The organism is Phenylobacterium sp. (assembly GCF_044372605.1).
Taxonomy (GTDB): domain Bacteria; phylum Pseudomonadota; class Alphaproteobacteria; order Caulobacterales; family Caulobacteraceae; genus Phenylobacterium.
Genome location: NZ_JBILRO010000120.1, coordinates 1 through 10,071, shown reverse-complemented (window position 1 = coordinate 10,071; position 10,071 = coordinate 1). Strand labels below are relative to the sequence as shown.

The 10,071-nt window shown below is 65.4% G+C and carries 6 protein-coding genes; 3 read left to right on the top strand and 3 right to left on the bottom strand.

From position 1 onward, the window contains the following. Positions 1-912: 912 nt before the first annotated feature. Entirely contained in the window at positions 913-1,968 is a 1,056-nt protein-coding gene (locus tag ACIQ42_RS10895) for an RHS repeat-associated core domain-containing protein (protein ID WP_397422219.1), read from the bottom strand. Positions 1,969-2,109: 141 nt separating this feature from the next. Here ACIQ42_RS10895 and ACIQ42_RS10890 point away from each other — a divergent pair, with 141 nt between their 5' ends. Beyond that, entirely contained in the window at positions 2,110-3,699 is a 1,590-nt protein-coding gene (locus tag ACIQ42_RS10890; RefSeq protein WP_397422218.1) for an amidase, read from the top strand. Here ACIQ42_RS10890 and ACIQ42_RS10885 read toward each other — a convergent pair. Together ACIQ42_RS10885 and ACIQ42_RS10880 are read right to left on the bottom strand one after the other, a co-directional pair. After that, positions 3,696-4,922, bottom strand: coding sequence for an acyl-CoA dehydrogenase family protein (locus ACIQ42_RS10885; protein WP_397422217.1), 1,227 nt, complete (start codon positions 4,920-4,922; stop codon positions 3,696-3,698). The two genes, ACIQ42_RS10890 and ACIQ42_RS10885, sit on opposite strands and share 4 nt — an antisense overlap. A gap of 11 nt (positions 4,923-4,933) precedes the next feature. Continuing rightward, on the bottom strand, positions 4,934-6,046 hold the full coding sequence (locus ACIQ42_RS10880) for an acyl-CoA dehydrogenase family protein (protein WP_397422216.1): 1,113 nt from the start codon (positions 6,044-6,046) through the stop codon (positions 4,934-4,936). Positions 6,047-6,174: 128 nt separating this feature from the next. Between ACIQ42_RS10880 and pepN the strand changes: the two genes are divergently transcribed. Together pepN and ACIQ42_RS10870 are read left to right on the top strand one after the other, a co-directional pair. Next, positions 6,175-8,790, top strand: coding sequence for an aminopeptidase N (pepN, locus tag ACIQ42_RS10875; protein WP_397422215.1), 2,616 nt, complete (start codon positions 6,175-6,177; stop codon positions 8,788-8,790). 95 nt (positions 8,791-8,885) lie between these two features. Next, the coding region (locus tag ACIQ42_RS10870; RefSeq protein ID WP_397422214.1) for a PAS domain-containing protein at positions 8,886-10,071 on the top strand (1,186 nt) is incomplete at its 3' end.

Here is a 10,071-nt window from a genome sequence, read left to right as displayed (position 1 = left end):
CTCCGGCTGAGGCGCGGCCCTGCCCATGAGCTGCATTGTAACTCCAGGCCGCACCTTGCCAACCGGCAATCTGTGGTGGGCAAAAGCATCGAAGCGAGCCCTCAAGCCACCACCCGACCCACTGGCGCCCGCCCACCCACGCGCTACAACGGCGCATTGTCCCACGGAGCGCGCCATGTTCAGACCTATCGCCCTCACCCTGGGGCTCACGCTGCTGTGCACTGGAGCCCACGCCCAGATGATCAGTCCCTACGCCTCGGCAGTAGAATCTTGCATGGCTCAACAGCTATATTTGGGGGATTAAGTAAAGTGTCACCGTTAATTTCCTTTCCTATGTCATCGATTTTCCTGCAACACGTACCTGGATTTATTGTCTTCAGCCATTCTGTATTCGCTAGAATATGAGCAACGACATCCGTCAATACCCGAGATTGATATCCCTCCATTGCTGCACGTTGTATTGGAGACATAAATCTGACTAAAAATTATAGTCTTTCGCTTATAAAATCTATTGTTGTCTATTGCGGATCTGATTTTTGACAACTTTACATGAAATTCTTCGCTGCACTTCATAGAATTAAATTTCATCACGGATGATATTTTGTTGTCATACCGATATTCTTTGTAAACAATCATATCAGTATTTGTATCCAATTCTCTGCAATTACTTTGATTTGCGACCAAAATGTCGTAGTAATTGGCAAATACGAACCAACGAATTCGATGACTCCAGCCGTCGCTTGCGCTGACACACTTTGTCCAAGCTGGCCTTTCCGGGAAATTCATTGAAAATGCCGCATCCAACGGCACGTCCGACTGGCGCGAAGACACCAGTAGAATTGACGTCGATGCCAGGATAACAATCCCTGCTCCGAAACCGATCCTGCGCGTCCTCAGATTCCCCACTTTAGATCAATCTACGAATTCAACACTGGACCCGCACTTGGCTGAGCTGGCCCCATAATTTGGGCATGCCGCAGAAGATGTTTTGGGATCTTTGTGTTGTCTATAGCGCCCCGATAGTGGGCTCCCGGTCCATTGAGCATCTCTCCCGACTTGAGCGTTTGGACCCGGATCAATACCTTTTACAATGCGGGCACCGGCACCCAGCATCCCCTCCCGCGCGGCATCCACGCAGCTGGCACCGATTAAACAATACGAACGGCCGTGCCAGGCATCAATGCCGGCAGCGCCGCCTGCCATGTCGTCTGCTTCTGGATGGTAAGAAGCAATGACATCGGCACGAGATTTTTCGGTGTCAGGGTTGAGCTTCACGGACGCCCGAATAATCGATGACATGCTTTGAGGCGTGAGAATGCCCCTTCCATCAAATTTCGCCGTCACCGGGAGCCGGACCGCGTAAACATTGTTGGCCTTCTCCCGATCTCCTTGGCTAGATCCGTAGTCGGCATAAGTCGCGAAACCAGTTTTCTGATCCACGAAGACAACCGCTGCATGACCAGCACCGTACGCTCCATCCGTGAAGGAAAGCCAGATCGCATCGGTTCCAGCTGGATCGATTCCATTCACCGGATCCCCCCGCACATACGCATAGAGATTCGGATCATCGGCTTGCCCGATAGGATCGGTCTGCAAAAACCGCCCCAGCGCTGGGTCGTAGACACGGGCCTTGTAGTGGTAGGCCTGGGCTTCGGGGAAGGCGGCCTGGCCGGTGTAGCGGAAGCGTGGGCCGGTCCAGTCGCTGGGCTCGCCCCAGGGGCCGTAGGCGTAGGGCGTGACCGCACCCGCCCCGTTCGAGACCCCGATGATCGAGCCCTGACGGTCGGCGTGCAGCCAGCGCCGGTCGGCCACGCCCGCGCCCTCGTACCAGACCAGCGGCTCATCCACCCCGGGGCCGTGGACATAGCGGCGCAGGGCCGGGGCATTCCTGCGGCGTCTCGCGCCGGTTCGCCCGCACGAATGCGGCTTCATCTCCGGCTGAGGCGCGGCCCTGCCCATGAGCTGCATTGTAACTCCAGGCCGCACCTTGCCAACCGGCAATCTGTGGTGGGCAACAAAGGATCGAAGCGAGCTCTCAAGCCGCCACCCGACCCACTGGCGCCCGCCCACCCACGCGCTACAACGGCGCATCGTCCCACGGAGCGCGCCATGTTCAGACCTATCGCCCTCACCCTGGGGCTCACGCTGCTGTGCACTGGAGCCCACGCCCAGATGATCAGTCCCTATGCCTCGGCGGGCGAACAGCAGGCGGCCATGACCGACGGCCAGGTCACGTCCGAGCAACTGGCCCGCGCCTATCTGGAACGGATCGAGCGGATCGACCGCGCGGGGCCGAAGCTGAATTCCGTGCTGGCGCTGAACAGCCGCGCTCTGGCCGATGCCCGCCGCCTCGACGCCGAACGCCGGGCGGGGAAGCTGCGGGGGCCGCTCCACGGCGTCACCATCCTGCTGAAGGACAACATCGAAACCAACGACGGCACCGCCACCACCGCCGGCTCGCTGGCGCTGGCGGCCAACGCCACCGGCCGCGACGCGCCCATCGCAAAGCGCCTCACCGACGCGGGCGCTGTGGTGCTGGGCAAGGCCAACCTGTCGCAATGGGCCAATTTCCGCTCGACGCGGTCGATCAGCGGCTGGAGTTCGGTGGGCGGCCTGGTGCGCAACCCATACTCGCTGGACCGCACGGCCTGTGGCTCGTCGGCGGGATCGGGCGCGGCCGTGGCGGCGGGGCTGGCGGCCTTCGCCATCGGCACCGAGACCGACGGCTCGGTCATCTGTCCAGCGGCGATGAACGGCATCGTCGGCCTCAAGCCCACCGTGGGCCTCGTCTCCCGCACCCACATCATCCCCATCTCCCCCGAGCAGGACACCGCCGGGCCGATGACCCGCACTGTCGCCGACGCCGCCGCCCTGCTGAACGTCATCGCCGGCAGCGATCCCGCCGACGCGGCCACCAGGGAGGCTGATGCGAAAAAGGTCGACTATCTGGTCGCCTTGAAAGGCGCCACGCTCAAGGGCGCCCGGATCGGTGTCTGGACACCCAACAAGGGCCGCTCGCCCGGGACCGACGCGGTGTTCGACGCTGCCGTGAAGGCGCTGGAAGCCCAGGGCGCCGTGCTGGTGGAGGTGAAGACCGACGGCGCCGTCATGGGCCAGATCGGCGCTCTCGAGGGCGAATGCCTGCGCACCGAGTTCAAGGCCGCGCTTGACGCCTATCTGGCCACAACACCGCCCGCCGTCACCGCACGGACCCTGGAGGCCCTGATCGCCTTCAACAAGGCCGAGCCGCGCGAGATGCCGCTGTTCGCCCAGGAGATCTTCGAGCAGTCGGTGACCAAACCGCCGATCACCGATCCGGGCTATCTGGAAAAGCGCGCCCAGGCCCGCAGCCTCGCCCGCGGCCTGCTGGACAGGATGCTGGCGGACAACAGGCTGGACGCCATCGTCTCGCCCAGCAACGGCCCGGCCTCCATCGTCGACCCGGTGAACGGCGGCGTCTCGTTCGGCTCACCCACCATGCTGCCGGCGGTGTCGGGCTATCCGCACCTTACCGTCCCGGCGGGCCAGATCACCGGCCTGCCGCTCGGGCTGTCCTTCATCGGCCCGGCCTGGTCCGAGGCCAGGCTGCTGAGCCTGGGCTTCGCCTTCGAGCAGGCCACCAGGGCCCGACGCGAGCCGGCGTTCCTTCCGAACGTGGGCGCGAGGGCCGAGGTCGGCCGGGCTTACGACCCGCGTTAACGCCCCGTCGGCAGGTCCTTGAACGCCACGTCCTTGTCGACGCGGATGTCGCCGGGCAGGCCCAGCACGCGCTCGGCGATGATGTTGCGCAGGATCTCGTCCGTGCCGCCCGCGATGCGCAGGCCCGGCGCCGACATCACCGACGCATGGAAGGCGCCCCTGAGCGGCGCCAGCTCGGGATCGCTGATGATCCCGTACTGATCCAGCATCTCCAGCGCCTCATTGCCCAGATCCTGCATCTGGGTGGCGGCCACCACCTTGCCGATCGAGCTCTCGGGCCCGGGCGTCTGGCCCCGGCTGAGCGCGGTCATGGTGCGGTTGCGGGTGTGCTTGAGGCCCTCAGCCTGCACGTACCAGTCGGCCAGCTTTTCACGCAGCGCCTGATCCTTCAGCGCCGGTCGGCCATCCACGCCGGTGATCCCGCGCGCCGCCTCCATGAACTGCGACCAGCCCGCGCCGGACGCGCCGCCCACGGCCAGGCGCTCGTTCATCAGGGTCACGAGACTGACCTTCCAGCCGTCGTTGACCGCCCCCAGCCGCTGGCTGTCCTTGACCCGCACGCCGGTGAAGAACACCTCGTTGAAGCCCGAGCCGCCCGACATCTGGTGGATCGGCCGCACCTCGATGCCCGGATCGCTCATGTCGACCCAGAACATGGTCATGCCCTTGTGCTTGGGCGCGTCCATGTCAGTGCGCGTGACCACAATGCCGAAGTTCGAGAACTGGGCGCCCGTCGTCCACACCTTCTGGCCGTCGATGATCCAGTCGCCGGAGCCGTCATCGACGCGTACCGCCTTGGTCCGCGCCGCCGCCACGTCTGAACCGCCGGAGGGTTCCGAGAACAGCTGGCACCAGATTTCCTCACCGCGCAGGGCGGGGCCGACGAACCGGGCCTTGGTCTCGGCGTCCGCAAACGTCGCGACCGTCGGCACGCACATGCCCAGCCCGATCGTGAACGGGTTGGGCGGAATGGGGTGTTTGGCCTCCTCCTGATTGAAGATGACCTGCTGGAGCGGGTTGCCGCCCTGCCCGCCCCACTCCTTGGGCCAGGTGATGCAGGCATAGCCCGCAGCCGCCTTCTTCGCCTGCCAGGCCTTTGAAGCGTCCATGGAACCGCCGCCTTCGCCATCATCGGCGACCGCCGATTTCGGCGCATTGGCCTCCAGCCAGGCGCGGACTTCCGCGCGGTAGGCAGCTTCTTCGGGGGTGTCGTTGAAATCCATCTATCCGCTCCTTAGGCCGCGTTACGACGTTCGAGGTGGCTGATCAGCCGTTCTTTCCAGACCCGGGGCGCGCCGGCCACCAGGCTGAGCTGGCGCGAGCGCCGGTAGTAGAGGTGGGCGTCGATCTGCCAGGTAAAGCCGATGCCGCCGTGAGTCTGGATGTTTTCCTTGGACGCAAACCAGAAGGCCTCGGACGCCGCGATCCGCGCGGCGCTGGCCGCCACGGGCAGCTCAGGCGCATCGGTATTCAGCGCCCAGGCGCCGTAATAGGCGTTGGATCGGGCCAGTTCGTTCTTGATGTAGATATCGGCCAGCTTGTGCTTGATCGCCTGGTACGACGCGATCACGCGGCCGAACGCATAGCGCTCCATGGCATAGGCCTTGGCCATTTCCAGACACCGGTCCGCGCCGCCGCACTGCTCAAAGGCCAACAGCACGGCCGCCCGGTCCATGATCTGCTCCAGCAGGGCGAAGCCTTCGCCCGGCGCGCCCAGACGCTCGGCGGGAGCGCCGGCGAAAGTGAGCCTCGCCGCATCACGTGTGGGATCAAGGGTCTGCAGTGCGTCCCGCGTCACGCCGCCGGACAGATCCACCAGGAACAACCCCGGCTGGCCGTTTTCCTTGGCGATCACCAGAGCATGGGTGGCAATGTCGCCATCGGTCACCGGCAGCTTGACTGCGGTCAGCTTGCCGCCGGCGACGCTGGCCTGAAGGCCCGCGGCATTCAGGACACCGGGTCCCTCGGAGGTGGCCACACAGCCGATCACCTCCCCGGCCGCGATCTTCGGCAGCAGCGCGGCCTTCTGGGCGTCGGACCCGGCCAGCATCACCGCCTCGGCCAGGAAATAGACCGTCGACGCAAACGGGATCGGCGCCACCACGCGCCCCAGCTCCTCGGCGATGGCGCAGAGCTCCAGATGCCCCAGCCCCAGGCCGCCGTACTTCTCCGGGATCGCCGCGCCCAGCCACCCCTGCCCAGCGACCGCCGTCCAGAGGCCCGCGTCATAGGCGACCTTCTCGTCGTCCAGCACCTTGCGCACCTTGGCCGTGCTGCAGTTGGCGTCGAGGAACTTCCGCGCCTCGTTCTTGAGAAACTTCTGGTCGTCGGAGAAATCAAAATTCATCTGGGCCTCTTCGGCGGTCGGCTGTTCTTGCGTTTCCACACACACCATTGCGCCGGATGGGACACAAGAAAAGTATGACCTCGCGTCATCGCCTTGGCGCCGCCTCACTCCACCGCTTAGAAAGCTCCATGCGCACAGACACAGCCCAACCGATCCAGCTCTCCGAGTATCGCCCGCCCGCATACCTGGTCGATGAGGTTCACCTCACCTTCGACCTGCAGCCCAACACCACCCGCGTGACGGCGCGCCTGAGCGTGCGGCGCAATGGTGACCACGCCGAGCCTCTGGCGTTCAACGGCGAGCACCTCAAGCCGATCTCCGTCGCCATCGACGGGCGGGCGCTCTCCGCGGATGAACACGCCATCGACGCGGAATTCCTCACCATCCACGCCCCGCCCGCCGCCTTCACCCTGGAAACCGAGGTCGAGATCGATCCGGAGAACAACACCGCGCTGGAAGGGCTCTACATGTCCGGCGGCCGCTTTTGCACCCAGTGCGAATCCGAGGGCTTCCGCAAGATCACCTTCTGGCCCGACCGGCCCGACGTGCTGTCGCGCTTCACCGTCCGGATCGAGGCCGACACCCGGTTCCACCACCTGCTGTGCAACGGCAATCTGATCGACCAGGGTGCCCTGCCCGGCGGTCGTCACTTCGCGGTCTGGAACGACCCCTTCCCCAAGCCCAGCTATCTGTTCGCCCTGGTCGGCGGCGAGCTGGACGTGCTGGAGGACAAGCTCGTCACCATGAGCGGGCGCACGGTGGACCTGCGCATCTATGTCGACCCCGGCATGGCGGGCCGCGCGGCCTATGCGATGGATTCCCTCAAGCGCTCGATGATCTGGGACGAGCAGGCCTATGGCCGAGAGTACGACCTGGACCTGTTCATGATCGTGGCGGTGCGCGACTTCAATTTCGGGGCCATGGAGAACAAGGGGCTGAACATCTTCAACTCCTCGCTCCTGCTGGCCGATCCCGCAACGGCGACCGACCTGGACTATGAGCGCATCGAGGCGGTCGTGGCGCACGAGTACTTCCATAACTGGACCGGCAATCGCATCACCTGTCGCGACTGGTTCCAGCTGTGCCTTAAGGAAGGACTGACCGTGTTCCGCGAGCAGGAATTCTGCATGGACATGCGCGGCGCCGCCGTGGGCCGCATCAAGGCGGTCAAGGCGCTGCGCACGCGCCAGTTCGCCGAGGATCAGGGACCGCTGGCCCACGCGGTGCGCCCCTCGGCCTATATGAAGATCGAGAACTTCTACACGGCCACAATCTACGAAAAGGGCTCCGAGGTCATCGGCATGCTCAAGACCCTGGTGGGCGACGCTGCATTCCGGGCCGGCATGGACATCTATTTCGAGCGCTGGGACGGCCACGCCACGACGGTCGAGGCGTTTATCCAGTGCTTCGCCGAGTCCTCGGGCCAGGACCTCACCGACTTCTTCCGCTGGTACGAACAGGCCGGGACACCACGCGTGGCCCTGAGCGCGCGCTACGACGGGGCTTCGAAGTCGCTGGCCGTGACGCTCACCCAGACCAACCCGCCCACGACAGATCAGCCGGTAAAGCGCGATCTGCCGATCCCGGTGACCATCGGGCTGCTGGACACGGAAGGCCGCACCCTGGCGTTCGAGCGCGACGGCGTGGCGACGGACGAAACCGTCGTGGTGCTGAGCGGCGGCGAAACGACCGTGACGCTGACCGGCGTCGACAGCCAGCCCGTGATCTCGGCCCTGCGCGGCTTCTCGGCGCCGGTGGTGCTGAAGACCGACGCGCCGGCCCGGGCGCGCTATCTGCAACTGGCCTCTGACCCCGACCTCTTCAACCGGTGGGAGGCCGGCCAGGATCTGGCCAGTGACCTGATCCTGGCCCGCGCCGAAGGCAAGCCCGACGAGGTGGGCGAGGAGCGCTATGCCGAGGCATTGGGCCGGGCGCTGAACGATCAGGCCTCCGACGAGGCCTTCAAGGCGCTGTTGCTGGCGCTGCCGGCCGAGAGTGACCTGGCGCTGATGCGCAGCCCGGTGGACCCGGCGGCCTTGCATGCCGCCCGCGACGCCCTGCGCCTGCGATTGGCGCTGCACCTCGACACCGAACTGCGCCGCCTCCACACCGGGCTTCAGAATCTGGGTGAGTTCTCGCCGGATGCCGCCGGCGCCGGTCGCCGCGCCCTGCGCAATGCGGCGCTGGAGTTGATGGCCGCCAACCCGACGCGCGCCGTCGCCGAGATCGCCAGCGGCCACTATCACGCCGCCGCCAACATGACCGACGCCATGGGCGGACTGAACGCCCTGATGCGTATCGGCGGGGCGGATTACGACGAGGCGCTGGGCGACTTCTACGCCAAATGGACATCCGAGCCGCTGGTGATCGACAAGTGGTTCGCCATACAGGGCCGCGATACGTCGGAGGAGGCGTTCGGCCGCATCCTGGCCCTGACCGCCCACCCGGCCTTCGATGCCAAGAACCCCAACCGCCTGCGCGCGCTGGTTTCCAGCTTCGCCAACTTCAATCCGGTGCGGTTCCATGATCCGAGCGGCGCCGGGTATCGCTTCCTCGCCGACCAGATCATTGCAGTGGATCGGTTCAACCCCATGACGGCCGCGCGGCTGGTGGATCCGCTGGGCGGCTGGCGGCGGCTGAAGCCCGAGCTGGGCGAGTTGATGAAGGCCCAGCTGGAACGGATCCTCAAGGTCGAGGGCCTTTCGAAAAACGTCCAGGAACTGGCGGCGCGGGCCCTGGCCTGAATTGTCGAGAACCCCGATGACCAAAGCCCCCGGATCAGCTTAGACTCTGCTTCGGTTCGGCGTTGCCGAACGCCGGACGCGGGGGATTGGCAGGCTTGGCCGAGGGCGGTGGACAGGGCTTGGCCGGGGTGACGCCGGAACGACGGGCGCGCCCGCGCACGTCGGCGCTCAGGCGGCTGGTCCGCCCCTCCATTGCGGGCAGCCTTGTCCTTCTGGGCGTGTTCGCCATCGCCGCACTGGTCCGGCTCCTGTCCGGCGGAGCCGGAGTCCACGAGTTCGCCGTCTGGTTCATGGTTCCCGTGCTCGCCGCCATCGCGCTCGGCGTCTTCCTGTTTCGCGAGACCCTCAGCGTGGATCGGATCCAGGCCGCCCGCAGTGACTCCGAAACCCGGTTCCGGATGGCCGTCGAGGCGGCCCGCTGCGGCATCTGGGAGTGGGATCTGGCGGACGACAAGATCTTCATGTCCGATGTCACCGCCTCGCTGTTCGGCTGGCGCAGCGGTGAGGTCGGCGGCCAGCAGGTGCTGGACCGGGTCGCCGCGGGCCATCGCGATGACATGCGCGAGGCGCTCTCCACGGCCGCGATCTATGGCGATTTCGATGTCTCCTTCCGGGTGCCGCCCCTGGCGGGCGCGCGGCCCGTCTGGATCGATTTCCGAGGTCGAGGCTTTGGCGAAAGCCCCGAGGGCGGGTTCGCCCGGATCATCGGGGTGGCATTGGACGTCACCGAGGAACGCCTGGCCCAGGCTCGGGCCCAGTCCGCCGAAGGCCGCCTCCGAGACGCCATCGAGAGCACGTCCGAAGCCTTCGTCCTGTGGGACCGACACGGCAGGCTGGTGCTCTGCAACAAGAACTTTCTCGGCTTTTTCCAGCTTGACGCTGAACTGGCGAAAACCGGCGTGGGCCGCGAGACGGTGGCCCGGGCTGCGCGCAAGGCCATTCGCCAGGAGTACCCTGCGGCCGGCGGTCGACGCGGCGTGCGTGAGGCCGAGCTTGCTGACGGTCGTTGGGTCCAGATCTCCGAACGCTCTACAGCCGAAGGTGGACTCGTGGTCACCGCCGCCGACATCACCGTGCTCAAAACCCAGGAAGAGGTACGGCGCATCAAGGAGGGGGAACTGCGCCGGGTCGTTGTGAACCTGGAGCAAAGCCAGGAACAACTCTCGGAACTGGCCCGCAAATATGAGGCCGAGAAAATCCGGGCGGAAGCCGCCAGCCAGGCCAAGAGCGATTTCCTGGCCAACATGAGCCACGAACTGCGCACGCCGCTCAACGCGATCA

What these genes read in the sequence shown, in the direction of transcription:
- ACIQ42_RS10885 (WP_397422217.1), bottom strand. Translation starts at nt 4,922, where the DNA reads ATGGATTTCAACGACACCCCCGAAGAAGCTGCCTACCGCGCGGAAGTC.
- ACIQ42_RS10890 (WP_397422218.1), top strand. Translation starts at nt 2,110, where the DNA reads ATGTTCAGACCTATCGCCCTCACCCTGGGGCTCACGCTGCTGTGCACT.
- pepN (WP_397422215.1), top strand. Translation starts at nt 6,175, where the DNA reads ATGCGCACAGACACAGCCCAACCGATCCAGCTCTCCGAGTATCGCCCG.
- ACIQ42_RS10880 (WP_397422216.1), bottom strand. Translation starts at nt 6,046, where the DNA reads ATGAATTTTGATTTCTCCGACGACCAGAAGTTTCTCAAGAACGAGGCG.
- ACIQ42_RS10895 (WP_397422219.1), bottom strand. Translation starts at nt 1,968, where the DNA reads ATGCAGCTCATGGGCAGGGCCGCGCCTCAGCCGGAGATGAAGCCGCAT.